This window comes from Parabacteroides sp. AF21-43, assembly GCF_003635435.1.
GTDB classification, from domain to species: domain Bacteria; phylum Bacteroidota; class Bacteroidia; order Bacteroidales; family Tannerellaceae; genus Parabacteroides; species Parabacteroides distasonis.
Map to the genome: position 1 here is coordinate 371,586 of NZ_QTMG01000001.1, position 26,894 is coordinate 398,479.

A 26,894-nucleotide genomic window follows, 5' to 3' on the forward strand; every position below is an offset into this window, starting at 1 on the left:
ATATACATTAAACACGTTATTTTTTATGGAGAAACAAAAGATAACCGGTTCGGAAGCTTTGCTGAAAGCGTTGATTGCTGAAGGAGTAGATACTATCTTCGGTTATCCCGGCGGACAGGCGATACCTATTTACGACAGTTTATATGATTATAGGGACCAGTTGAGGCATGTATTGGTGCGCCACGAGCAAGGCGCTACCCATGCGGCTCAAGGATATGCCCGTGTATCTGGCAAGGTAGGAGTGACGTTGGTTACTTCCGGCCCGGGCGCTACGAATACCATCACGGGTATCGCTGATGCGCTGATGGATAGTACGCCAATGGTCGTAATCGCCGGTCAAGTACCCTCGCCGTTGTTGGGAACCGATGCTTTTCAGGAAGTCGACGTGATTGGCATCACGCAACCGATCACGAAATGGGCTTATCAAATCCGCAAGCCGGAGGAGATCGCATGGGCTGTTTCTCGTGCTTTTTATATCGCTTCTACAGGCCGTCCGGGTCCAGTTGTGCTGGATTTAGCGAAGGACGCGCAAGTAGGGTTGGTGGAATATGAATATAAGAAGGTCGATTACGTACGTAGTTATCAACCGGAGCCGGATATCAATAAGGATCGTATCAAGGCCGCCGCCGATTTAATCAATGAGGCGAAGAAACCCTTCTGTCTGGTCGGACAGGGAGTATTGTTAGGCGGTGCGGAAGAGGAATTGAAAGCGTTTCTCCAAAAGAATGATATACCTGCCGGATCTACGGTATTGGGCTTATCCGCGTTGCCAACCGATTTCCCATTGAACAAGGGAATGCTCGGCATGCATGGAAACGTAGGGCCGAACCGGAAAACGAATGAGTGTGATGTATTGATCGCTATCGGTATGCGTTTCGACGACCGTGTGACTGGCGATTTAAAGACATACGCTAAGCAAGCCAAGATTATCCATCTGGATATCGATAACTCGGAAATCGGCAAGAATGTTGCCGTGGATGTAAAGGTGCTGGGTAATGCCAAGCACACGATACCGATGATCACGGCGTTGTTGGAAGAACGTAAACGTCCGGAATGGAATGCCGAGTTCGATCGGGACGAGAAAGAGGAATACGATAAGGTAATCGAGAAGGAATTGTATCCGACCGAGGGCCAACTGAAAATGGGCGAGGTAGTCCGTAAGGTTTCCGAGGCGACCGGTAACGACGCTGTATTGGTGACCGACGTTGGGCAGAACCAGATGATGGGCGTCCGCTATTTCAAATATAAACAAACCCGTAGCGTGGTGACTTCCGGAGGTTTAGGTACGATGGGATTTGGTCTGCCGGCCGCTATGGGCGCAAAGTTCGGGGCTCCGGACCGTACGGTCTGCTTCTTTACCGGTGATGGGGGTATGCAGATGACGATTCAGGAATTGGGTACCATCATGCAGGAGAAACTGAACGTGAAGATTATCATTCTTAATAATAACTTCTTAGGTATGGTACGTCAGTGGCAAGAATTGTTCTTCCACGAGCGTTATTCAAACACCATCATGGAGAATCCGGATTTCGTGGCGATCGCCAAGGCCTATGGTATCGCCGGCCGTGCCGTTGAAAAGCGGGAGGAATTGGACGACGCTATCGCTGAGATGCTAAACCACGACGGCGCTTACGTGTTGGTCGCTAACGTGGAGACTTGCGGAATGGTATATCCGATGGTTCCTGCCGGGGGAAGCGTGACAAACATGATTATGGGAGACGAGAAATAAGGAGGAGATGAAGCTATGACAACAAAGAAATTATATACCGTTATTATCTTTTCAGAGAATATCGTAGGTCTTTTGAACCAGATAACGATTATCTTTACACGCCGACAGCTGAACATCGAGACTCTGTCCGTCTCTCCGTCCGCTATCAAGGGCATCCATAAGTTTACGATCACGACATTCGCCGATGAGGATATGATCGATAAGGTGGTGAAACAGATCGATAAACGTGTGGATATCTTGAAGGCTTATTATAATACGGATGAGGATCTGGTTTATCAAGAGATCGCCCTTTATAAGCTAAGTACCGAGCTTTTCATCAAGATGGGAACCGTGGAGGGATTGATCCGTAAATACAACGCTCGTATCTTGGAGATGAACGAGACCTGCGTGGTATTGGAGAAGAGTGGCCACTATGACGAGACACAAGCCTTGTTCAATGAGTTGAGCGAGACGATCGGTGTCCTGCAATTCATCCGCTCCGGACGTGTGGCTATCACGAAGAGCAAGGTGGAGCGCTTGAGCGATATGTTGGCCGATATGGAGCGAAAGTTACATGAAAAGCAACAATAATAAGATATGGAGAAAGTAGGATTATTTCATTTCGTGGCGGAGCCGTATTTGATGGATTTTAGGGGACGTGTAACGCTCCCTATGATTGGTAACTATTTGATTCACGCCGCTTCCAGCCATGCCGGAGAGCGTGGGTTCGGTTTCAATGATATGTCGGAGCGTCATACGGCTTGGGTGTTGTCCCGTCTGGCTATCGAGATGAAGGAATATCCTACCGCCTTCGATAAGATTAATCTATACACTTGGATCGATGAGGTCGGACGCCTCTTCACCAGTCGTTGTTTCGAGCTGGCGGATGAGAATGGGAAAACCTTTGGATTCGCCCGTTCTATTTGGGCGGCTATCGACGTGGAGACCCGCCGTCCTACCTTATTGGATATAGAGGCATTGGGCAAATATATCGACGAGCGTCCGTGCCCGATCGAGAAGCCGGGCAAGATCATGCCGGCGGAGAATAAGGCGGAGGGAATCCCGTATTCGATCAAATACAGCGACTTGGATATCAACGGTCACTTCAATAGCGTGAAGTATATCGAGCATCTGCTGGATTTGTTCGATATCGACCAGTTCAAGACCCGTGAGATCGGCCGTCTGGAGATCGCCTACCAATCCGAGGGTAAACAAGGTATGCCGCTTACGCTTCATAAGGCGGAGTCCGATCCCGATAAGCAAGACATGGCTATTTGCCATGAGGGAAAGGCGATCTGTCGTGCGGCGGTTACTTGGAGATAATAAAAGAGATACATAAATAGGTTTTTAAACATTAATAGTTAAAAAGAAAATGGCACAAATGAATTTTGGCGGTGTTGTAGAGAATGTAATGACCCGCGAGGAATTTCCGTTGGAAAAGGCAAGAGAGATATTAAAAGATGAGACAATCGCTGTTATCGGCTATGGCGTACAGGGACCGGGACAGTCATTGAACCTTCGTGACAATGGTTTCAACGTAATCGTTGGCCAGCGCCAAGGTAAGACTTACGATAAAGCGGTTGAGGACGGATGGGTTCCGGGTGAGACTCTGTTCGGTATCGAGGAGGCTTGCGACAAGGCCACGATCATCATGTGCTTGTTGTCCGACGCTGCCGTAATGTCTGTATGGCCTACGATGAAGCCTTATTTGACAGCTGGTAAGGCCCTGTATTTCTCTCATGGTTTCGCGATCACTTGGAACGATCGTACGGGCGTTGTTCCTCCTGCGGATATTGACGTGATCATGGTCGCTCCGAAGGGGTCTGGTACGTCTTTGCGTTCCATGTTCCTTGAGGGTCGTGGCTTGAACTCTTCTTTCGCTATCTATCAAGACGCTACTGGCAAGGCGATGGATCGTACGTTGGCGTTGGGTATCGGTATCGGTTCCGGCTACTTGTTCGAGACGACTTTCATCCGTGAGGCTACTTCCGATTTGACTGGTGAGCGTGGTTCTTTGATGGGCGCTATCCAAGGTTTGTTGTTGGCCCAGTATGAGGTATTGCGCGAGAATGGACATACTCCTTCCGAGGCTTTCAACGAGACGGTCGAGGAGTTGACTCAATCCTTGATGCCCTTATTCGCCAAGAATGGTATGGACTGGATGTACGCTAACTGCTCTACGACTGCCCAGCGTGGCGCTTTGGACTGGATGGGTCCGTTCCACGACGCAATCAAGCCGGTTGTCGAGAAATTGTATGCGAACGTAAAATGCGGTAACGAGGCTCAGATCTCTATCGACTCAAACTCTAAGCCGGATTATCGTGAGAAATTGGAGGCTGAATTGAAGGCGTTGCGCGAGAGCGAGATGTGGCAGACTGCTGTTACTGTACGCAAGCTTCGTCCGGAGAACAACTAATCCAATCTTAATCCTTATATATCAGCAAAAAGAGGCGGGTCACTTACGGGTGGCTCGCCTTTCTTTGTGTTATTCGATGTGGATATTCTTTGTTTTCTTGATCTTTCGCATGCTGGATGCTGAATGGACGATGTCCAGCACCTCGATGCGTTCCTCGGTGATGCGGTAGATGATAAGGTGTGAATCTAGGATGATGTTCCGGTACATGCGGCTTTTCGTGGCTAGGTGTCGGCATTCGGGATAATAAGGATAGGTTTGGTCTAACTCGTATAAGATGGATTTTATCTTGTTAGCGTATAATTCCGCTTGGTAGAATCCAAATAAGTCAAGGCCTTGAACATATACATTATCGTAACTTTCCCAAAATAAACTACTGGTTATAACCTGCTTTTGAGTAGGTCTTGCTTCCATGCCTCAAAACGTTTAAAACCTTCATCTAGGGTTAGGAACGGTCCCTTCTCAATCTCATGGATATGTTCCCAGATCTCTTCTTGGGTGAATTGCATCGGCTTGGTAGGATCCCACTTGAGCTTTGCGGGTCCGGTCTTGGTCTTACGTGTCTTTGCGGTCTTGGCCGTAGTTTCCTTGGCGGGGATGTTGCTTAATTTTGTCATAGTCGTAATCGTTATTAATTAGTACTGTGGCAAATGTATGGAATAATTTCCATGTAATAAGATATTTGGTAAGGAAAAAAGTAGGTCTATAGGATTAACTTATTACCCAGTTGTAGAGGCGGGGCATGCCCCGCCTCCATTCCCTTAAAATGGTATTCAAATTTATTTATGTCACATAACCGCTATTTTTAATCGCTTATCCGCTATATACACATAATAAGCATGAATTTTGGGGGGTGGGGCGTGCAGGCCTTTATTACATATTTTTTTATTTCTTATATTTACTACGTCTTATTCATTAAAAGAGTATATGAAAATCATATGATAATGTGTGATGGATATATAATGTTAACCTTTTTTATCAGTACGCACTTGATAAATCGGAATAATTGTGTAGCAAGCAAGCTGACCTATATATATTCTGTTTGTACGACGAGCCGGTTCGTGGAGGATTTCCTCCGCGGACCGGCTCGTCGTGTTTGCGGACAGCCTATGCGGGAAAGGTCATCCCACCGACACGACACGCTAAGCCGGGAATGGCGAGAGAATCCCGGCGCACGACATCTTGGCAGCAAGCCGGGAAGGTGGTCTCCCGCCTTGAAAAAGGCTGTTTTGACAGGTCCGACACCAGACCCTGTTCAGTCCGACACCAGACCTCGTTCGGTGTCGGACCGGACGGGGTTCGGTGCCGGAGTCTCATTTTCCCCTTTCCGGCAGGTAGCCATTAACCTTTAAAAATGACATTATGGCATTTTATAAGAAAAAGAAGCAGAAAGTCAACGGACTGTGGTATCCCATGGCCGTTACGGTAGGCAAGCCGGTCAACACCGATGAGGTGGCGGACCGCTTGGCGCAGATCTCCACCGTGAGCCGTGCGGACACGTACGCCGTCTTGAAGGACCTCGCGGGTGTCTTGGCCGATTATATGGCGCAAGGCCGTACAGTGAAGATGGACGGCCTGGGCACGTTCTACTACACCGCCAATACGATCAAGAACGGGGTAGCGGACGAGAAGGACGTGAGCGCCGCGCAGATCGCCGGCGTACGCGTGCGCTTCATCCCCGAGGCTCGCAGGAGCGGCAGCGGACGCAACATGGTCCGCTCGCTGATCAGCGACAACATCTTCTGGGTGGAGCTGCCGGCCGACGCAAAGACCACCGATCCCGGACAGGGCGGTGGCGGCGATTCCGAGAGCCCGGATGAGATCTGATCCGGCTCCTCTGGCATATCCCCGCCGGGGCTTGGGACGGCTAGCGTATCCGGGCCACCGGCGGGAATATCTTTCTGGCTAGCGTATCGATGTCTTATCATAGGGGAGATGTCGATACGCATTACGAATGTAAAAACACCTATCTATAAATTTATTGCTTATGAAAACAATTTTACGAGGAATTAGTATGAGGTTGTCGCTCATCGCGATGGTCTTATGTTTATGCGCCGCATGGCCGGGGCATGGACTGGCTTGGGGTATGGCCGGGTCGGCGAGCCCGGCGGGAATGACACCCGGGGCTCGACAGAGCCAGGCGGAAGGGGAGGTACGGTTTTCCAATACTCTGGATCCTGTAGCTTATAGCTTTATCTACAAGTGGGATCCGATGGCTACTTGGAGCTTGAATTTCAATATCGAGAACTTCACGAAGGGCATGGCTGTACGTGTACAGCTGGCGAACACGGCGAATCCGGACGGGGTAGAGTTCCGCTTTGAGGATTCTGAGCCGGCGCAAACGTTAGACAATGGCGGCTTTTGGATACCGGACGAGAAGTTGACGGACTATGGATATAGCGTTGGGCTTCGTCTGCAAATGAATAGCTCGAAGGAGTGCGAGGCTGGCTATACCGTGAAAGTGTACAGCTCGCGAGACATGAGCACGGCTGCTTTAGTCTCCACCGGGCAAACGATACGATTTATGCTGGGTGATAAGGCTCCCACTATGGGAGAGTTGTTGCGTACATCCGGTGATTTGAACGAGGATATCCCTTTTGCGATCAACGTGACGAAGGCGGGTTTCCTGCAGGGGCAACACGCTAAGATGAAGATTTATCTGAATGGCCCTTCTGAAGGCTTGACCCTTTCCGGGCAGAACCTAAGTAAAGAGACTGGTCTATATAATGAGCCCATATACGTATTAGATATCCCTTCCTTCTCCGCTACGCAATTCACGTTGATGGCTCACGCCACGGAGGAATGGAACGGAACGGTTCAAGTGGATATTTGTGATGCGGACGGCAATAGGGTAGGGTATGGTAGCCAAGCACCGTTCGCTTTCCCAACCAATAACTCGCAGGACGATATAGCCGCCTTGAAAGCGATCGCCGAGGCCAATCCGCTGAACTCGGACTTGCAGAACTTCATCTCCAACAAGGAGTACCTGAAAGACAGGACGCAGGGTGATGGCTATAACGTGGGCGTGACATGGAATGAAGAATCCACGAGCCGGGTGAAATCCTTCTTTATCAAAGACTATAGAACCCGTACGGTTTCCAAGTTGGATTTATCGGCGTTATCCGGACTGGAAGAGTTGGATTTGGATGGTACCCAAGTTGAGAAATTGGATCTGTCGAAATTGACGAGACTGCGGAACTTGGGGTTGAGTGGTAATAATTCGCTTACTTGGGCTACGGTGACGTTGCCTACTCCGTTACCTCAAAATTTGAACGTTTATGGTTTTACTACAATCAAGGCTGGTACGCAAGTAGACAATAACAATGCTTACGCCGCAGCAGGTACGGAGATCGATCTATCCGCTTACGCTACGGCGGGTGGCGTGAAATCGGTATATCAATGGTACCTTATTGATCGGGCTACTGGTAAACGGACGAAAGCGACTATGCCGGCGGTATCCGGCAAGGAAGGTGCTTTCGTCTTTACCGGAAAGCCGGGTGAATATTATATGTGTTCGATTACCAATTCGAATTACGGCAATTGGTGTATGGAGACACCCCAGATCAAGGTAGCCCGTAACTCGGACAACTACTCCCCTGCAGACATCGCCGGATTGAAGAAGTTGGCTGCCGATAACCCGAATATCACCCAATTAAAGGAGTTCGTGGATAGCAAGGGCTGGGAACGCGAGAATTGGAACTCGTATCAAGACGTGATCCGTACGGACTGGAGCACGGACGAGGTCGGCCGGTTGACACATCTAGCTATTGAGTTTGATTGGAGCTCGAAGGATACGATCTCTCAATTAGACCTAAGCGCTTTCACCGAGCTGAAGTATTTCGATTGTGAGAATTTCATGAATATAGAGAAGCTGGATCTATCGAAGAATACGAAGCTGGAGCACCTGCATGTATATAGTAAGAATCTGGAGTCTCTTGACCTATCTAAATGTCCGGAACTGCAATATTTCGGATTTGGCACGCGATACACGGGCGAGGGATCTTACCAAAAAACGAAGTTGGCGAGACTGAACTTGACTGGTTGCTCGAAGTTGACGGAGCTTTACCTAGAGCATTTATCTTTGACTTCGTTGGATATCTCTTCCTTTAAGCGATTAAATAGGCTGACGATCGAGTATTGCCCAGACTTAAAGGTACAAGGCTTCGATAAGGCTACAAGCTTGACTTATGTGGCCTTGCCGCATACGAAGCAGTTCGCAGATCTGATAAAGAACTTGCCGGCGTTTATCCGTCATCTATATTTGCAAAATACGGAGTATGAGCTTCCTTCTGCGCAAGAGGGAAAGAATCTGGAGTCGTTGGGATTGCCGGAGTATCTGGAAAGTTTCGATCTGGCCCAGTATCCGAGCTTAAAAAACATGACGGTAGGGCATGGGCAATCTCTCTTGAAATATACGGGCTTGAAGAATTATCGGCAAAATGTAAGTTATGATGGACGAAGTGTCTTCCAGCTTACTTCTCCCTCCCATCCTGGAGATAAATATTGGTTCGAGAACGGCGATACGATCGACCTCTCCTCGGAGGCCGTGATCGATGGTATAGAGACCGTATTCTTGTGGGTAAACGCCAAATATAGGACAGAGGAGAAAGAGGCATTGAAGCCCGTGCTAAACCGTCCGGGTGTATTCGTGCTGGATAGCAAGGAGGAAAAATATGGAGACTATTATTGTAAACTGATGAATCCGAAGTTCTGTGAGATCACGGAGATCACTTATTTCTCCGGCTGGCAGATCGAGACCTCGCGCATCCATGTGGAGACCACCGTACCCCAAGTATTCGCCGAAAGCGACGTGGCTACCTTGGTACGTATCGTAGACGCTTCCAACAACAAGGCGTTGAGCGAGTGGTGGAGCAGTGGCGCATGGCAGACGAACGAGAACTCACAGTACGCACAAGCGATCTGGAACGATGAGAACCCCCGCCGCTTGACACATTTATATATGTATCAAATGGGCAATAACTTCGCTAAGGAGGTGGACCTATCTGCCTTGGATAAGCTACAAGAGTTGTCGCTTTACGGCAACCGGGTGGAGAAACTTACCTTGCCGAAGAATAATACCGTATTGCGCTCCTTGATGCTTGCCGGCAATACGCCGCTTTCTACCTTGATCGTCTCTATGTATCCTGCCTTGGAGTATCTGGATGTGGCCAATACTGGCCTAACGGCTATCGACCTGTCTAACAACAAGAACTTGAAAGAGCTATTCTTGAACTGGACAATGATTGAGGCGATGGACGATGAGATCGCCGCTCGATTGATCTCCTATGGCGTGCCGATGCCTACTATGCGGATCGACTTGGCCAAGTTCCCTGTGTTGAAGGCTTTACGCGCCTCCGGATCGCTCTTGGAATTTACCGGCGTGGAGAACCCGCGGCAATTGGAGTCTGCCGATGGTCTCGTGACGTTGCCGGTCGGTGAGGCCCGTGTGGGCGGTTTTGCGGCCTATGGAGAGACTATCGATCTTTCCGCGCAAAAGACCGTGGGAACTTCCGCCTCTCGCTTCGTTTGGACGGTTGGTAGCGATACGATTGCGCATACGGAGAATCGTCTCACGATCACGGACGATCTGCCCGCTAACTATCAAGTGGCTGGTCTCGTAACCAATCCGTTATTTCCGGGCTGGACAGTCCAATATGGAGCATGGATCTACACCCGCGATGGCGACGCGAACCTCGACAAGTCCGTGAACGTACAGGACGTGACGGCTACGGTAAGTTACGTCTTGAAGGACAAGGATAACATGATCTCCAACTTCGGTTTCGCCGAGGCGGACGTGAACTATAATAATAATGTAGAGATCGCCGACGTGATCGGCATCGCCAATATCATTCGCAATGAGCCGGTTACCAAGGCTAGCGCGCTGCGTTCCGAGGCTGAGGCTCCCGTACAAATGGAGCTCGACGCTGACAACTTCCTCACCATGAACAGCCAAGTGCCGGTAGCCGGTATCTATCTGGAGTTGGTGGGAGCTATCGACGAGATCCCGTTATTGGGCGACGCCGCCAAGTTCATGCAGGCTTCCAGCTTGAACGGGGATACCTTGCGTGTGATCGCTTATAGCTTGGATGGCCGTACGATTCCTTCGGGCAAGAGCCGTATCATGCGTCTGCCGGCGGGCGTTACCTTGGTAGGGGCCTCCTTCTCCGACGCGAGGGCCAACAGCCTGAGGTCCGGTGGCGACGCGATCGTAACCTCCAATGCCCCGATCGAGGCGATCAGCCGCTTGGAGGCCGTCTCCAACTATCCGAACCCGTTCCGTGGCAGCACGACCTTCTCTTATCAACTGGAGGAACCCGCCCAGACGGTTATGATCCATGTATTCTCCGCGAACGGTGCGTTGACTGCGGTACTGAACGGTTTGCCCGGCGAGGTAGGCGAGAACCGCTATACGGTTGCCCTTCCTTTACCGGCGGGCGTTTACTACTACCGCTTGACGGCGAAGACAGGCCATGGTGTGAAGGCAAGTAATACTAACATCTTTATCTGTAAGTAAATTATGAAAGAGAATCATATAAAACAATTATTCGTAGCCCTCTTCCTGCTGTTATCAGCGGGAACGGCTACCGCCGCCCAGTGGAAATTGGCGAAGACGAACCTGAACGCCGCTGGTAGCAAGGATACGCTCACCTTGAAGGTATCCGATAATACGGTAGATTTCTCCTCATTCCAAGTGGATTTCACCTTGCCGGCGGGCGTATTGCTGAGCGGTACGCCTATCCTCGGCGAGCTGGCGGACGATCATGCGCTCACGTGGAGCAAGCGCACCGATGGCAGCTTCCGCTGCGTGGTATACAGCGTGAGGAATACCGAGATGAAGGCCCCGGGTGCCGTGCTACGCATTCCGGTAGAGCTGGCGGTCTCTTTCGTGGAAGGGACGTTCACGGCGAAGAACGGTCTCTTGTCCGACAAGGCATCCAAGGGACAGCCAGTCACGGATCTCACCGCTACCTTGACCTCTCATAAGGAAAAGGCCAAACTGGTCGTGAACGTATCGGGCTTGGAACAGGTGGTCAATACGGAGAAAGCCGCTGTATTGGACTGTAAGACCATCCCGGCGACCCTTCCTGATGGCAAGACCTTGACGATCGGGTACTATAAGGACGAGAAATGCACAGAAGTCGCAGGCGAATCAGACCGGAAGCAAGAAGGCATCTTCTTTGTCAAGGTATCCTATCCGGAAGACGCTGAATACGAGGCTTTCGAGCAAATCTATACCATGAGCCTGACAAGCAAGAAGGCTATCGCCGAGGGCGACATCACTCCCCCGACTGCCGCAAGCATCAAGGCGGGCCAATCGCTTTCAACCTCCTTGCTGTCCGGCGGTAGCGTTACAGATGAGGGATATCTGGTAGCCGGTACCTTCGCTTGGACATACGGAAACACCGTGGTGCCGGCAGGTACGCATGAGTACTCCGTGACGTTCTATCCGGATAACTCTTCTTATTACAATACGGCGGCGTTGTCCGTGGCGGTCAAGGTAGACACGACCTATAAGGTCACCGCTGTACAGACAACGGGTGGTGCCGTAAACGTATTAGGCAAGGCTGAGGATAACGTGTATGTAAAGGGTCAAAAGATCTCCTTGGTAGCGACCCCTCTACCCAACTATCAGCTTTCAAGCTGGTCGATCGCGGGCGAGAGCGTAGACTTGGGCAAGAAAGACACGCTCACGGTTACGGTAGGTGCGGATCGAACCTATAGCGCCAACTTTACCCCGATCCTGCATAAGGTATCTATCGAGACATTCGGCGATGCCAGCGGCGACCTTAAAGTGACCACGCCGGACGATCAGGCGGCGGATGGGCAGAAGCCGGTCTCAAATGGTGATGAATTGCAGCAAGGCTCGATCCTACAGATTGCGGCAATCCCGAGCGTGAACACCCAGCTGAAATCATTGCAGATAAACGGGGAGTCGCTCAAGGGCGACAAGGTAACGCTGACCGGGCCTTTGACGATCAAAGCCGTATTCGAGCCTAAACCGGTCAACATGGCCCTTGTCACCCTCGAAAAGAAGAACATGGAGCACGGCTCTATCTTATTATATAAGGAAGACGGTACGCTGATCACTTCCGGCTCTACCGTAGCGGTAGGCTCGAAGATTCGGGTAATCTCCCTTCCGGATGCCGGGTATAAGCTGGAGGGTAACGTCGGTCTGTCCGGCGTGACAGGACCCGGCACCGACAATCTATGCGCCGTGACCGGCGATATCACGTTGGTAAATGCCTCTTTCGTTGCGAAAGGATATGCTGTGACCGCCTCCGCCGTAAGCAGCAACCCGAGCCAGACCGCCTCCGGTACGATCACCTTGAGTAAAGAGGGTGAGGATGGTAGTTGGACTGAAGTAGGCAGTGGTGAAGAACTGGCATATGGAACGAGAGTGCGCATAGCTAAAGCGGAAGGGCAAGCCGGCGCAAGCTTGCTTACCATCTTGGCGAACAGCAAGGAAATATCCCAGAGTGATATCTTGACCGTAACCGGCCCCTTGACCGTGACGGCCGTGTTTGACCATCGGGTGAAGATCAAGAGGGAATACATCTTTTGTCCGTATCAAGAATACTACTACAGTGGCGTATCCCGCCCCTTCACGCCTTTCGCCTCGCAGACTTACGCAGGCTTCTCGTTCGATGTCAAGTATAAGATAAATGACGGTGAGGAAACTTCGACGGCTATTGATGCGGGCGATTATACGGTCGTATTGAGGCGTGCCGAGGATGGCTTGTATGAGGCGTTTGAAGAGATCTATCCGGATCCTAATAAGCCGGATGAAGGACGTGTAGGCTTGAAAATTAAAAAGTCTAAAGTGACGATAACGAAGGCTCCTACATCGCATGGAGCGAATCCTGGCACTCGACCGGGTACTGAGTTCGTGAATATTATATCAGAGACGAAGGATAATGTAACGACATACAAGATTACACCGAAAGGTGATGCTCTTAAGAATTACGAGGGTACGACTATTTACTATTATTCAACGAATCCTGTTGTGAACTTCTCTTTAGGTAATAGCACTCCTGTTTTACGTTCGAGTAATGGATCGCAACCGGAGGGTGTGAGGATTACGAATGGTGGTCTTCCTTGTGATTTGAATGATATTCGAGCAGGGGTAACGATCACATTGGAGGCTGTTGCGCCTGTAGGTCAGCACTTCGTTGAGTGGTCAGACAAAAATAGTGACAATCCAAGGGTATACCAAGTAACGGGAGATGTCGAGATTTATCCTATATATGCTCCTAAAGATGAATACCCAGCGTGTACATTGGCTAAGTCATCTGAATATAATGGCATGGCACAAACCGTGGAGGTAAAAGGTAGTGATACTTCTTGCGTGATCTCTTTCTACCAGAATGAAGAAGATTGTAATGCCGAGGTTAATAAAGTGCCATTGAAGAATCCGGGTACATATTATGTACGTGTTGATCGTCCGGAAGATAAAACTTATAAATCTTATACGAAGGTGTTTACTTATGAGATTACTTTGGGTACACCTACGGTTACATGGCCTGCGGCTTCCGATATATTGTCCGGTCAAAAACTATCCGAGTCTGTTTTACAAGGCGGTCACGCCGGTATCGTAGCCGGAACATTCGCTTGGAGCGATCCGGATAAGGAGATTACCGAAAAGGGAATGCAAGAGATTGCCTTCACGCCGACCGATCCGAATTATAAGCCGGTTAGTAGCAAGATAGAGGTGAAGGTTGTCTCCTCTACCTCTTCCTCCACCGATCCGGAAACCCCGGTCATTCCTGTGGATCCCGTAGACCCGGAGAACCCGGACGTGCCTACCGGCGTGGAGTCCATCGAGGAGGGTATGAGCCTGTATACGGCCAACCAATCCATCTTCGTGGATATGCCGCAGGAGGTTGCCTTGAAGGTGGTTGACGTAGCCGGTATCGTTATTTTCGAAGGAAAGGTTTGCGGCAAGATGGAGATTCCGGTAGGTCATGCCGGTGTCTATTTCTTGAAGTGTACCGCTCCAGATGCCTCGTTCGTGAAGAAGGTCGTGGTTCGTTAGTGCGAGCCGTTTTTATCGTATCATAACACTGCCCATCATAAGGTCTTTATGATGGGCATCGTAAGCAGCTTATACTGCCCATCGTTACGACCTAACGATGGGCAGTGTTATTTAGTAACAGATGTAATTGTTTATCTTACGTTTTATAAGAAATATCCTGTAAAAAACTTCGAATTATATTTGCTGGTCTCGAAAAAGGCTGTATCTTTGCAACGTTGAAACAAAAACAATAAAGACAAGAACAATGACACGCAACTTGCAAAATAGTCTCATTATTTCTCTAAACATTATTCTACTCTGGGAACGGGATAGGAAGTGAGACTGTATGCTTTGCGAGCATTACGATAGATGAAAGAGCCTTTCTCACTTCCTTGTGAGAGAGGCTTTTTTAGTTAGTATAGGATATTAGTAAATTAAGAATATAAGATTATGTCAGACAGATTATTTATTTTCGACACCACCTTACGTGATGGTGAACAGGTTCCGGGATGCCAGTTGAATACAGTGGAAAAGATTCAAGTAGCTAAGGCGTTGGAACAGCTAGGTGTTGATGTGATCGAGGCTGGTTTCCCTGTCTCCAGTCCCGGGGATTTTAAGAGTGTGGTTGAGATCTCAAAGGCCGTGACTTGGCCGACCATCTGTGCCTTGACCCGTGCGGTGGAGAAAGATATCGACGTGGCAGCCGAGGCGTTGAAATTCGCTAAGCGAGGACGTATTCATACGGGTATCGGTACTTCTGATTCTCATATCAAATACAAGTTTAACTCCACGAGAGAGGAGATTATAGAGCGTGCGATCGCCGCCACGAAATACGCTAAAAAGTACGTGGAGGACGTAGAATTCTACTGTGAGGATGCCGGGCGTACGGATAATGAATATCTGGCCCGTGTCGTGGAGGCCGTGATCAAGGCCGGGGCTACCGTAGTGAATATCCCGGATACGACAGGATATTGCTTGCCGGATGAGTACGGGGCGAAGATTAAGTATCTGATGGAACATGTGGATGGCGTACATAACGCTATTCTTTCCACTCATTGCCATAATGACTTGGGTATGGCTACCGCGAATACCGTACAAGGCGTGTTGAACGGAGCCCGTCAGGTGGAGGTAACCGTAAACGGTATCGGTGAGCGTGCGGGTAACACGTCATTGGAAGAAGTCGCCATGGTTTTCAAGAGCCATAAAGAACGTGATATCATCACCAATATCACGACGAATAAGATCTATAGTACGAGCCGTATGGTTTCTAGCTTGATGAATATGCCGGTACAACCGAATAAGGCTATTGTCGGACGTAACGCATTCGCTCACTCCTCCGGTATCCACCAAGATGGCGTTTTGAAGAATGCGCAAACCTACGAGATCATCGATCCGAAGGATGTGGGTATTGATGATAATGCAATCGTATTGACTGCTCGTAGTGGTCGTGCGGCGTTGAAGCATCGCTTGCATGTTTTAGGTGTGGATCTGGAGCAGGAGAAATTGGACAAGGTGTATGATGAGTTCTTGAAACTGGCCGATCGTAAGAAAGATATTAATGATGATGATGTTTTGATGTTGGTCGGAAAGGATCGTACGGCCACACACCGTATTAAATTGGAATATTTACAGGTAACTAGTGGTGTTGGAGTACAATCAGTCGCAAGTATTTGTTTAAATTTGTCGGGAGTAAGAAAATACGAGGCCGCGGCTGGTAACGGTCCGGTTGACGCAGGCATCAAGGCGGTGAAAAAAGCGATTAGTAATAGTGACATGACGATTCAGGAATTCTTGATTCAAGCCATTAATAAAGGTAGCGATGATACGGGCAAGGTGCATATGCAGGTAGAGTATAACGGGGCTACCTATTATGGGTTCTCCGCGAATACCGATATTATCGCCGCTTCCGTGGAGGCTTTCGTGGACGCCATCAATAAGTTTATAGTAGACTAAAAATAGACAAGACAATGAGCAAGACATTATTTGAGAAAATCTGGGACAAACACGTGGTGGACACGTTGCCCGACGGAACCATACAATTGTATATCGACCGTCTGTATTGTCATGAGGTGACTAGCCCGCAGGCTTTCGCCGGATTACGTGCACGTGGATTGAAGCCCTTCCGTCCCGCGCAAATCACTTGTATGCCGGACCACAATATCCCGACATTGAACCAAGATAAGCCTATCGAGGACCCTATATCCAAGAATCAAGTGGATACCTTGGAAGAGAATGCGAAGTATTTCGGCTTGACGTATTACGGTCTTCAACATCCGAAGAATGGTATCATCCATGTGGTAGGTCCGGAGACAGGCTTGACGCAGCCGGGTATGACGATCGTTTGTGGCGACTCCCATACTTCTACGCACGGTGCCATGGGCGCTATCGCCTTCGGTATCGGTACGAGCGAGGTGGAGATGACCTTGGCTACCCAATGTATCATGCAGCGTAAGCCGAAAACGATGCGTATCACGATCGATGGCGTACGCAAACCGGGCGTTACGGCGAAGGACTTTGCCTTATACATTATTAGTAAGATGAGTACCAGCGGTGCTACGGGCTATTTCGTAGAGTACGCTGGCGAGGCGATTCGTAATACGACCATGGAGGAACGTCTGACGATCTGTAACCTTTCGATCGAGATGGGTGCCCGTGGCGGTATGATCGCTCCGGATGATGTTACTTTCGATTATTTGAAAGACCGTGAGTTTGCCCCGAGAGGCGAGGAATGGGAGCGGAAGGTGAGCGAGTGGCGTCAGCTGTATAGTGATCCGGACGCTAAGTTCGATAAGGAGATCGTTTTCCACGCCGAGGATATCGACCCGATGGTTACGTACGGTACGAACCCGGGCATGGGTATGAGTATCAGCAAAGATATCCCCTCCTTAGAAAGCGTGCCCGAGGCAGGCCGTATCTCTTATAAGAAGTCTTTGGATTATATGGGCTTCAAGGCAGGCGAGTCTATGTTGGGTAAGAAAGTGGATTATGTCTTTTTAGGTAGCTGTACGAATGGCCGTATCGAGGATTTCCGTGCTTTCGCCTCTTTGGTGAAAGGAAAGAAGAAAGCGGATGATGTAACGGTTTGGCTGGTTCCCGGCAGTTGGCAGGTAGAACGGGAGATTCGTGCCGAGGGGATCGACAAGGTTTTGGCCGAGGCCGGCTTCGTCCTTCGTCAACCGGGATGTTCCGCTTGTCTGGCGATGAATGAGGATAAGGTTCCGGCGGGTAAATATGCGGTCTCCACTTCCAACCGTAATTTCGAGGGCCGCCAAGGACCGGGTGCTCGCACCATCTTGGCGGGGCCGCTTGTGGCCGCCGCCGCCGCTGTGACAGGTAAGATCACGGACCCGAGAGAACTGATGTAAAGACTAATCTAATAAAGTAGCATAAGATGAAAACAAAATTCAATATAATCACAAGCACTTGCGTGCCTCTTCCTTTAGAGAACGTGGATACCGACCAGATTATCCCAGCGCGCTTTCTGAAAGCGACTACCAAGGAAGGGTTCGGCGAGAACTTATTCCGGGATTGGCGATATGATAAGGAAGGTAATAAGATCGAATCATTCGTCTTGAACGATCCTACGTATAGCGGAAAGATATTGGTAGCGGGAAAGAACTTCGGTTCCGGTTCCAGCCGTGAGCATGCGGCTTGGGCGATCGCCGATTACGGTTTCCGTGTCGTGGTCTCCAGTTTCTTCGCCGATATCCATAAAAACAACGAGTTGAACAACTTCGTGCTGCCGGTTGTTGTGACTGAAGAGTTCCTCGCTGAATTGTTCGATTCGATTTACAAGGACCCGAAAACTGAGGTCGAGGTAAATCTACCGGAGCAAACGATCACGAACAAGGCTACGGGCAAAAGCGAGCATTTCGAGATCAACGCCTATAAAAAGGATTGCCTGATCAACGGATTGGACGATATCGACTATTTACTGGCAAATAAATCAAAGATAGAAGCCTTCGAGGCAGCACGCTGATTATGATAGAAATAATGGATACAACCCTCAGAGATGGGGAGCAAACTTCGGGCGTCTCCTTCGCCGCTCACGAGAAGCTTAGCATAGCGCAAGTGCTGCTGAGCGACTTAGGCGTGAACCGGGTGGAGATCGCCTCCGCCCGTGTGTCGGACGGAGAGTTTGAGGCCGTGAAGCGTGTAGCCGCTTGGGCCGCCCGTTCCGGGAACCTAGACAAATTGGAGGTCTTGGGTTTCGTGGATGGTACGGTCTCTCTCGACTGGATTGAATCCGCAGGTTGCCGTGTCGTGAACTTGCTTTGCAAGGGCTCTTATAAGCATGTCACCGAACAGCTTCGAAAGACTCCCGAGCAACACGTTGACGATATTCGTACGGTCGTATTGGAAGCGGCGAAACGGAAGATCGACGTGAATATCTATTTGGAGGACTGGTCGAACGGTATTAAGCATTCCCCGGATTACGTATTCTTGGTAATCGATGCGTTGAAAGGACTTCCGATCTGCCGTTTCATGCTCCCGGATACCTTGGGAGTCTTGAATCCCGGAAATACCTACGAGTATTGCAAGATGATGGTGGACCGCTACCCGGATTTACGGTTTGACTTCCACGCGCATAACGACTATGATCTTGCCGTAGCGAATGTATATTCCGCCATCCGTGCGGGTATCAAGGGAATCCATACGACCGTGAACGGTTTGGGAGAGCGTGCGGGTAACGCTCCTTTGAGTAGCGTACTTGCCGTTATCAAGGACCAGTTGGGAGAGGAGACGAACTTGAGGGAGGAAAAGATAAACAAGGCTAGCCGTTTGGTTGAGACCTATTCCGGGGTGCATATCCCGCCCAATAAGCCGATCATCGGAGAGCATGTGTTTACGCAGTGCGCCGGTGTTCACGCAGACGGTGATAGCAAGAATAACTTGTATTGCAACGACTTGCTTCCCGAGCGTTTCGGACGGGTTCGCGAGTACGCCTTGGGCAAGACCTCCGGAAAAGCGAATATCCGCAAGAATCTGGAAGCGCTCGGTATCGACATGGATGAGGGCTCGATGCGTAAGGTCACGGAACGGATCATTGAGTTAGGGGATAAGAAAGAAATGGTTACCCCGGAGGATCTTCCTTATATTATCAGCGATGTGCTTCATCATGATAATGCGCTGGAGGATCAGAAAATACGGATCTTGAACTATTCCTTATCCTTGGCCCAAGGGCTGAAACCGGTGGCTACCTTGAAGATCGAGATCAATGGCGAGGCTTACGAGGAATCGGCTTCCGGTGATGGCCAATACGACGCTTTCGTTCGTGCCCTACGCCGGATTTATTCCCGTTTGAACCGCCCGTTCCCGATGTTGACGAACTATTCGGTATCCATCCCGCCGGGAGGACGTACGGATGCGTTTGTGCAGACGGTCATCAGCTGGAATTATGCCGGGGTCGATTTCAAGACTCGTGGTCTGGACGCTGACCAGACTGAGGCGGCGATCAAGGCGACATTGAAGATGCTGAACAAGATAGAGGATTAATAATTAAAAAGGTAAAGGGTATGAAAAAGTTGACTATCGCGCTTGTAGCGCACGACAATCGTAAGGCGGAAATGGTAGAATGGGCGGTACATAACGCTGAGTTCTTGTCTCACCACCATATTGTTTGTACGGGTACGACCGGAAATTTGGTTCGTAAAGCTCTCGAGGAAAAAGGGGTGAATGCGGATATTGCTTGCATGCATTCCGGTCCGATGGGAGGCGATGCTGAGATTGCCGCTATGGTTGTCCGTAAGGAGATCGATTTGGCGGTCTTTTTGATAGACGACTTGAATCCGCAACCGCACGAGGCCGACATCCAGATGTTGCTTCGCCAGTGCCGTGTTCATAACGTACCTATCGCTTGTAACCGTTATAGCGCCGACTTGATGATTACAAGTTCCCTGTGGGATGATGACACGTATTTCCCCACGGAGCCTAAGTATGTACATTTTAACAGAGAATAATAACAAACATTTACGATGAAACTGAATATAGCAGTACTTCCCGGAGACGGGATCGGACCAGAGATTTCCGTGCAAGGCGTGGAAGTAATGAGTGCCGTTTGTGAGAAATTTGGACATGAGGTTCACTATGAGTATGCCCTTTGTGGCGCTGACGCGATCGATAAGGTAGGCGATCCTTTCCCGGAGGAGACCTATCGGATTTGTAAGGATGCCGACGCTGTTCTTTTCTCGGCTGTGGGCGATCCTAAGTTTGATAATGATCCGACAGCGAAAGTACGCCCGGAGCAAGGTCTTTTGGCGATGCGTAAGAAGTTGGGCCTGTTCGCTAATATCCGTCCGGTGCAGACCTTCAAATGCCTATTGCATAAATCGCCGTTGCGTGCCGAATTGGTGGATGGCGCGGATTTCTTATGTATCCGTGAGTTGACCGGTGGTATGTATTTCGGTGAGAAATATCAAGACAACGATAAGGCATACGATACGAATATGTATACCCGCCCGGAAATCGAGCGTATCTTGAAAGTGGGCTTCGAGTATGCGATGAAACGGAATAAGCACCTGACGGTTGTTGACAAGGCGAACGTACTTGCCTCTTCCCGTCTATGGCGCCAGATCGCTCAAGAGATGGCTCCTAGCTATCCGGAAGTAACGACAGACTATATGTATGTGGACAACGCCGCTATGCGTATGATCCAAGAGCCGAAATTCTTCGATGTAATGGTAACCGAGAATACGTTTGGTGATATCTTGACGGACGAGGGTTCTTGCATCAGCGGCTCTATGGGCTTGCTGCCTTCCGCTTCTACCGGAGAGAGCACACCGGTTTTCGAGCCGATTCATGGCTCTTGGCCGCAGGCGAAAGGGCTGAATATAGCGAATCCTTTGGCGCAAATCCTTTCGGTAGCGATGTTATTCGAGTATTTCGACCTCAAAGAAGAGGGCGCCTTGATCCGTGAGGCCGTAGACGCTTCCCTCGACGCGAATGTCCGTACGCCGGAAATCCAAGTGGAAGGTGGAGCGAAATATGGAACGAAAGAAGTGGGTAGTTGGATTGTCAATTATATCACGGAAAAGTAGTATAAATAGGCCGATTTCGCACCAGTAGTGGCGCAGGCTCACACGTATAGTGGCATCGGCTCACGCGAGTAGTGGCGTAGGCCAATACCACTACTCGCGTGAGCCGATGCCACTATACGTATAAAAACAGCCTTAACGAGCCATCTTCATCAACTCGTCGATAGTCGTTTTATCATATCCCATATCCTCAGCTTTCTTGAAGTCTAAGGCGGCCGATGCCTTCTCATATTGGGCGAGTTTTACTTTGCCTCGCAATACATATAAAGCGGCTGTCGGGGTACTTTCCACGAAAATGCGATTGATATCGGCCATAGCCCGGGCGTTCTTGCCCATCATGAAGTATAGATCGGCACGGCCCTCGTATAAGATCCATTCGCGGGGCATCTCGTTGATCAAGTAATTAAAGATGCGTTCGCTCTCATCGTAATTCCCCCGTAGCTTCTCGAGAATCGCGTGTCCCAGACGTCCTTTCACGGATTTCTCGTTTACTTCCAGTATCTTATCGAAATCCTGCTCGGCCAACAGATAGTTCTTATGTTGCAAATGAAGCATCGCCCTGCAATATAACGCCTCTTGATGATGGGGGTTCAAGATTAACAGGGCATTGTAATCGTTCGTCGCTTTTTCGATCTCACCCATTTCCGTATATAAGCCGGCACGATTTTCCAGTATGGCCTCATTATTCGGATGGCGGCTTAGGGCGGCGGTATAGGAGAGAAGGGCATCTTCCAGTTTCCCTTGCCTGCGCTGTATCGTCCCGAGATTCATGAGCAAGGCGTAGTTGTTGGGGTTTCCCGGTTCGAGGCGCATGGCGGCTCGTAGGCTCTCTTCGGCGGAGACTAAGTCGTTCTTGTCCAAGAAGTCAAAACTTTTCTCGACAAACTTCTCGTATGTCTGAGCGTAGCCATAGCCTATTGAAAGGAAAAGGGCGGCGAGTATCGCAAGGATTTTCATGCTGTCGAATTTAACGTGTTATTTGATTGATCGCAAAGCTACGTAATTATTTCATGGTTTTACCAGATTAAAAAAACTTTATACCTTTGCTACATTTCATAATATTTTGGAAGATCAGATTGTTATATAATTAATAGATTAATTAAAATAGAAGAGATATGGTATTATTAGCAGCTGTAGAAGCGAGTTCTAAATTAGAGGAAGCTATCAGATCCTTGGTTGAGCATGGCTCCCAATTGGGTTTTACGATTATTAAAGCCCTTATTGTCTTCTTGGTGGGACGATTGGTTATAAACTTACTTAATAAACTGGTTCGGAAGATATTGAGCAAACGGGATATCGATCCTTCTGTCAAGACTTTTGTCGGCAGTTTGGTGAATGTCAGTTTAACCATTTTATTGATTATTTCAGTCGTAGGGGCGTTAGGCGTTCAAACTACGTCGTTTGCCGCCTTGTTGGCTTCCGCCGGTGTCGCTGTCGGTATGGCATTGAGCGGTAACCTGTCAAACTTTGCCGGTGGATTGATCATCCTTCTTTTCAAGCCTTATAAGGTGGGTGATTATATTGAGGCGCAGGGCGTTGGCGGTACCGTGAAAGAGGTCCAGATGTTCCATACCGTATTAGGTACGGTTGATAATAAGGTCATTTATATACCGAACGGCTCTTTGAGCAGTGGCGTTGTGACTAATTTCAGTAACCAGACGACTCGCCGTGTAGACTGGACCTTTGGCGTGGAATACGGCAGCGATTATGAGAAAGTAAAGCAAGTGATAGAGTCTGTATTAGCGAAGGATTCCCGCATCTTGTCCGAGCCGGCCGCTCCGTTTATCGCCTTGACAGCCTTGGCGGACAGCAGCGTAAACGTGGTGGTACGTGTTTGGGTAAACAGTTCCGACTATTGGGGCGTGTATTTCGATATTAACAAGAATATCTATGCGACCTTCAATGAGGTAGGTATCGGTTTCCCATTCCCGCAACTTACCGTACACCAAGCGAAGGATTGAAGTTCGTGATAATCTATGACTTGTCCTTAAAAGGAATCTCTTTGTTCAAAAATCTTTGAGTTTCGTTAGATGAGCGGTTATTTTATAGATGGTTGAACAAAAAGATTTATCTTTGTGAATCGCAAATTAGAGATTAGACACAGAGTGTATATGATATTACGGAACTTTATTTTATTACTTTAGTATTTTTATTTGATTATATTTAAGTAGAATGATTTAAGGCTCATCCTTATATAGATTAAGGGTGGGCCTCGTTTTTTATAGTAGTGTGTAGAGATTCCACACTCTCGTGGGGAAATTTTCCACATTCCACGGTTTGTTCCACACTTTGGCAACCGAATGATTGATTCTTCGCTTTTGGTTAATTGTCGGATTTACAACTTGTTATTCTCTTGTCGTTTTTTAGGGTGAGTTTTGGCACGGAGATTGCACCCTATACTGCGAATTTATGATGTAAGAGAAAAAAGGTTTAGGTATTTAGGTTTTTAAGGTATGAAAAAGATTGTTTACGGGGTTATTGTCGCTTTATGTGGCTTATTTATTGCCCCTGATGTAGAAGCGCAAGCCGGGATGGCCGGTAGCGCTAAGGAAACAGTGGCACAGGATAAATTTTATCCGATCGAGGTAACTGATATGCCCCAAGTATTGCGTGATGCGGTAAATACTTCCTATGAGGGATGTATGGTGAAATCAGTTGAGGTGTCAAACAATAGCACGTTTGTGAAGTATAAGGTAGTATTACTTTCCAGAAATGGTAAGATATATAAGGTTTATTTCGATGACAGAGGTCATGTCGTAAAAGAACATGCTTATTTCGAGTAAGCCTGTGAAGATATTTATTGAGTAGATTAGATTTCCAGCCGTTTTGCCTGTGAAGGTGGAGCGGTTTTTCTCCAAAATATATAGTTTCATGATATTACTATATAAATACACTGTTTACATTTTTAGTAGTATAGTCGTCCTGTTCGTGAGAATAGGACGATTTTTGTTATAAGACGCTAAATCGATTGTTAATCTCATACCCCCTCAAAACCTTTTCTAAACAACCCCTGTTTAGACTGTGATTAATAAATAAAATCTATTTGATTATGGACAAAAAATGTACTCTTATTGCTGCGGCCCTGATGGTTGCGGGCGTATTCTCGGCTAATGCTCAGTCGAGTACGACCGTTCCGGAGGCTCAGTGGAAAGCCGGTAACTATTATTATTTAAAGACAGGTTCTTCCGTTTTGTCTTTAAGTGGTGAGAAAGCCGACTCAGTAATTGTTAAAACTTTGGCGTCAGACGCTACCAAAGCCGCTATTGATTCTGCCTTGTGGCAAATCACGAATGCGGGCACGACTCCTGCTGGTCCTGTGTATCAATTCAAGAACAAGAAGACACAGGCCGTTTTGTCGTTTGCGGCTTCATCTACGGCAAAGCCTGTTATCACATCGGGCGTGAATCAGTGGACATTCTCTGACGCTGCCGGTGGTAGCGCTATTCAGGCTTATTACGGAAACAATCAAATCTTGGCGTTGGATGTAGCTGGGACAGACTTGAGCTTAGGTTCTTCTGCCTCTTCTACGAAATTTACCGTAGAGGCTCCTAGCGACGCTATGTATTTGAGCGCAAGTGAGCTAGGGGATGGTTTCCAAGTCTTTCAATTGACGTTTGGAGGAAATTATCAAGGAAATATCTTCGAGGGTAAGAACTTGATAGCGAAGAATACGGCGGCTCCCGCTACAGGCGCTATTGCGAACGCTAAATATGTGACCTTGCAGATCCAAGGTGACCAAGTATTTAGTGATGGTAAAGCAAAATACTTAGGTGTCGATACATTGAAGAATGTGATAGCCGGTGCTACCGGTGTATATGGGGCTAAGTTTACGGCTGACTCCACCTATGACGCTAGTGGCTTGCATACACTGGGTAACGCTGATTTCCAGAAATTCTATTTCACGATCAACTTGAAGAACGATGCTTTGGCTATGTATGCCGCTGCCGCTCCGACCGTGAACGCAAGTCCGATGACCTCCGTTCCGAACGTACGTGTCGTATATGCCAGCGTAATCGAGACGAAAGCCTTGACCGTATCTGACTTGCAGTCCGGCTCTACTCAACCTGCTCAAGGAGCCGCTCCTGTTATTACCGTAACGAAGGGAACTCCTTCTACGATCGCTACAGGTACAGGCGTATACTTCTTGAAGAGCGCGAGCAAGGGCGATAAGGGCGGACAATACGCTGTCGCTTACGATAAGAGTGCCGCTTCCGATAAGTTGGTAACCGCGGCAGGTTTCAAACCTTCTATTTATCAACCGAAGGGACAATGGTATATCAAGGAAAACAACGGAATGTATTCGGTTGTAGACCGTAATACGAATACGACTATTATTTCTAACGAGGAGATCTTCGCCGTTCAAGGTATGGCCAATACCTATACATTTGGGGGTAGCACCGATTCTATTACGGTGGAATATCAAGCGAATGTGGATTTAAAGGATAAATTCTTGGGTACTCGTCACTTCTCTGCGGAGGAACTCGCCGATAATGGTTATGTATTGAACTTGATCTCCGGTACTCCGGGTGTAGACGATCTGTATGCGTTTACTTCTGATTCCGTATTGATGATTAAATCCGGTGACGCAGCGAACGCAGCCGCTCTTCGTATCGTGGTTAGCCAAGATTCCGTACAGAATGTAACGGATGGTTTAGGTGCCCGTGCTTTAGGTGATACCTTGTATCATGCGACTTATATGTTGAAAGAACGTTTCAGCAATGATTTGGTTGCCAGCGAGAATGGCGGACCGTTGAAATTATCTGATTATACCGCTCCGTTGGAATTCGTATTCAATACGGCTACGACCGGTGGCAAATACCAGATGGCTACAAGGGTAGGCGCAACCACCCAATATGTCTTTATGAACGTGAATACGGCGAACTTGATCCTTTCCGATAAGGTTAACTACTTCGACTTTGTCGCTGTAGAGGCTCCGGAGTACGCTTCTATCGACAACTCTCACAAGCGTTTCGGCACGAATGGTAAGTTCCTGACGATGAATCCGCTGAATTTCTTCGCCGAAGTGAAGAATGAAGGCCAAGATATCTTGAAGTCAACTTATGAGACTGACAACTTCTCTTTATGGGTTCAAGAAGCCGATACCGTGATCGCTGGTAAACCGTTGTATTTCATCACGACATCGATCTATACTCCGGAGACAACTACCAAAGCTGTTTCTCCTCGCTACTATATGGTATCCTTGCGGGATTCTAACGAGACATTCGTTAGCAATGGCGCTACTTACTATCGTGTAGGCTTCAGCGATAAAGCGAATATCGTTCCGTCTTTGGATAACAATGCTTTGTTCGCCTTCAAGACAACTCAGGATGGTGGTTACTTATTGGAGAACCAGAAAGAGCTGAATCGCACCGTGGCCGCGGGCGAGTTGAAGACTCCTTATGTAGGTGTGGTAAACAATGTTGTGGTAATGTCTAATGTTGGCGTTCCGTTCACGATCGAGAATGCTCCGACTCCGGTTTCCAACGAACAATTGGAAGAGGTTGCCAGCTTCACGGTAATCGCTGGCGAGGCTAGCGTTACGGTCTTGAACGCGGCAGGCAAGACGGTTACATTGTCTAACATCTTAGGTCAGACCACCGCTTCCGCTATCGCTTCTTCAGATAACTTCGTGATGCCGGCATCGAAAGGTATCGTGGTAGTTTCCGTTGATGGCGAGACCGCCCAGAAGGTCGTCGTTAAATGATGAATAACTGATAGTGGATATCA

Annotated in this window: 20 protein-coding genes; 17 read left to right on the plus strand and 3 right to left on the minus strand. The window is 48.7% G+C overall.

Translation table 11 applies throughout. From position 1 onward, the window contains the following. Window positions 1-25 precede the first annotated feature (25 nt). The 4 genes from ilvB to ilvC are packed head-to-tail and all read left to right on the plus strand — an operon-like array spanning window position 26 to window position 4,124. The gene (ilvB, locus tag DWX84_RS01695) at window positions 26-1,729 is read left to right on the plus strand and encodes a biosynthetic-type acetolactate synthase large subunit (RefSeq protein ID WP_048927571.1); all 1,704 of its coding nucleotides are present in this window, start codon (window positions 26-28) and stop codon (window positions 1,727-1,729) included. Between the two features lie 15 nt (window positions 1,730-1,744). Continuing rightward, entirely contained in the window at window positions 1,745-2,299 is a 555-nt protein-coding gene (gene ilvN / locus DWX84_RS01700; RefSeq protein WP_008780057.1) for an acetolactate synthase small subunit, read from the plus strand. Between the two features lie 6 nt (window positions 2,300-2,305). Next, window positions 2,306-3,031, plus strand: coding sequence for an acyl-[acyl-carrier-protein] thioesterase (locus DWX84_RS01705; protein WP_011966680.1), 726 nt, complete (start codon window positions 2,306-2,308; stop codon window positions 3,029-3,031). Window positions 3,032-3,080: 49 nt separating this feature from the next. Beyond that, a complete protein-coding gene (gene ilvC / locus DWX84_RS01710) occupies window positions 3,081-4,124 on the plus strand; it encodes a ketol-acid reductoisomerase (protein ID WP_005864389.1) in 1,044 nt (347 codons plus the stop codon). 69 nt (window positions 4,125-4,193) lie between these two features. Here the strand turns inward: ilvC and DWX84_RS01715 are convergent, their stop codons facing one another. Further along, window positions 4,194-4,535, minus strand: coding sequence for a type II toxin-antitoxin system RelE/ParE family toxin (locus tag DWX84_RS01715; protein WP_048927573.1), 342 nt, complete (start codon window positions 4,533-4,535; stop codon window positions 4,194-4,196). After that, on the minus strand, window positions 4,502-4,738 hold the full coding sequence (locus DWX84_RS01720; protein WP_008773525.1) for a hypothetical protein: 237 nt from the start codon (window positions 4,736-4,738) through the stop codon (window positions 4,502-4,504). The genes DWX84_RS01715 and DWX84_RS01720 overlap by 34 nt, the downstream gene beginning before the upstream one ends. 345 nt (window positions 4,739-5,083) lie before the next feature. Here DWX84_RS01720 and DWX84_RS21425 point away from each other — a divergent pair, with 345 nt between their 5' ends. The 10 genes from DWX84_RS21425 (at window position 5,084) to leuB (ending at window position 21,170) form a co-directional block, all read left to right on the plus strand. Further along, window positions 5,084-5,473, plus strand: a complete 390-nt coding sequence (locus DWX84_RS21425; RefSeq protein WP_141806875.1) for a hypothetical protein — start codon at window positions 5,084-5,086, stop codon at window positions 5,471-5,473. Window positions 5,474-5,483: 10 nt separating this feature from the next. Beyond that, window positions 5,484-5,948, plus strand: a complete 465-nt coding sequence (locus DWX84_RS01725) for an HU family DNA-binding protein (protein ID WP_008773523.1) — start codon at window positions 5,484-5,486, stop codon at window positions 5,946-5,948. Window positions 5,949-6,108: 160 nt separating this feature from the next. Continuing rightward, window positions 6,109-10,635 (plus strand): T9SS type A sorting domain-containing protein, encoded by a 4,527-nt coding sequence (locus DWX84_RS01730; protein ID WP_048927574.1) that lies wholly within the window; start codon window positions 6,109-6,111, stop codon window positions 10,633-10,635. A 3-nt stretch (window positions 10,636-10,638) separates the two neighbouring features. Then, on the plus strand, window positions 10,639-14,154 hold the full coding sequence (locus DWX84_RS01735; RefSeq protein ID WP_048927575.1) for a hypothetical protein: 3,516 nt from the start codon (window positions 10,639-10,641) through the stop codon (window positions 14,152-14,154). Window positions 14,155-14,583: 429 nt separating this feature from the next. Continuing rightward, complete coding sequence (locus DWX84_RS01740; RefSeq protein ID WP_048927576.1) at window positions 14,584-16,086, plus strand: 2-isopropylmalate synthase; 1,503 nt, start codon at window positions 14,584-14,586, stop codon at window positions 16,084-16,086. Between the two features lie 14 nt (window positions 16,087-16,100). After that, on the plus strand, window positions 16,101-17,498 hold the full coding sequence (leuC, locus tag DWX84_RS01745; protein WP_005864399.1) for a 3-isopropylmalate dehydratase large subunit: 1,398 nt from the start codon (window positions 16,101-16,103) through the stop codon (window positions 17,496-17,498). Window positions 17,499-17,524: 26 nt separating this feature from the next. Beyond that, window positions 17,525-18,112, plus strand: a complete 588-nt coding sequence (gene leuD / locus DWX84_RS01750; protein WP_005854475.1) for a 3-isopropylmalate dehydratase small subunit — start codon at window positions 17,525-17,527, stop codon at window positions 18,110-18,112. A gap of 2 nt (window positions 18,113-18,114) precedes the next feature. Further along, entirely contained in the window at window positions 18,115-19,629 is a 1,515-nt protein-coding gene (locus DWX84_RS01755) for an alpha-isopropylmalate synthase regulatory domain-containing protein (protein ID WP_048927577.1), read from the plus strand. 20 nt (window positions 19,630-19,649) lie between these two features. Continuing rightward, a complete protein-coding gene (locus DWX84_RS01760; protein ID WP_048927578.1) occupies window positions 19,650-20,093 on the plus strand; it encodes a methylglyoxal synthase in 444 nt (147 codons plus the stop codon). 15 nt (window positions 20,094-20,108) lie between these two features. Next, window positions 20,109-21,170, plus strand: coding sequence for a 3-isopropylmalate dehydrogenase (gene leuB, locus DWX84_RS01765; RefSeq protein ID WP_036613247.1), 1,062 nt, complete (start codon window positions 20,109-20,111; stop codon window positions 21,168-21,170). A gap of 132 nt (window positions 21,171-21,302) precedes the next feature. Here the strand turns inward: leuB and DWX84_RS01770 are convergent, their stop codons facing one another. Continuing rightward, the gene (locus DWX84_RS01770) at window positions 21,303-22,124 is read right to left on the minus strand and encodes a tetratricopeptide repeat protein (RefSeq protein ID WP_005864401.1); all 822 of its coding nucleotides are present in this window, start codon (window positions 22,122-22,124) and stop codon (window positions 21,303-21,305) included. 158 nt (window positions 22,125-22,282) lie between these two features. Here DWX84_RS01770 and DWX84_RS01775 point away from each other — a divergent pair, with 158 nt between their 5' ends. The 3 genes from DWX84_RS01775 (at window position 22,283) to DWX84_RS01785 (ending at window position 26,871) form a co-directional block, all read left to right on the plus strand. Next, window positions 22,283-23,128 carry a mechanosensitive ion channel family protein gene (locus DWX84_RS01775; RefSeq protein ID WP_005854480.1) on the plus strand — a complete coding sequence of 282 codons (846 nt, stop codon included), beginning with the start codon at window positions 22,283-22,285 and terminating at the stop codon, window positions 23,126-23,128. Between the two features lie 492 nt (window positions 23,129-23,620). Continuing rightward, on the plus strand, window positions 23,621-23,950 hold the full coding sequence (locus tag DWX84_RS01780; protein ID WP_005854481.1) for a hypothetical protein: 330 nt from the start codon (window positions 23,621-23,623) through the stop codon (window positions 23,948-23,950). A 266-nt stretch (window positions 23,951-24,216) separates the two neighbouring features. After that, window positions 24,217-26,871 (plus strand): DUF6383 domain-containing protein, encoded by a 2,655-nt coding sequence (locus DWX84_RS01785; RefSeq protein ID WP_005864405.1) that lies wholly within the window; start codon window positions 24,217-24,219, stop codon window positions 26,869-26,871. The last annotated feature ends 23 nt before the right edge of the window (window positions 26,872-26,894 follow it).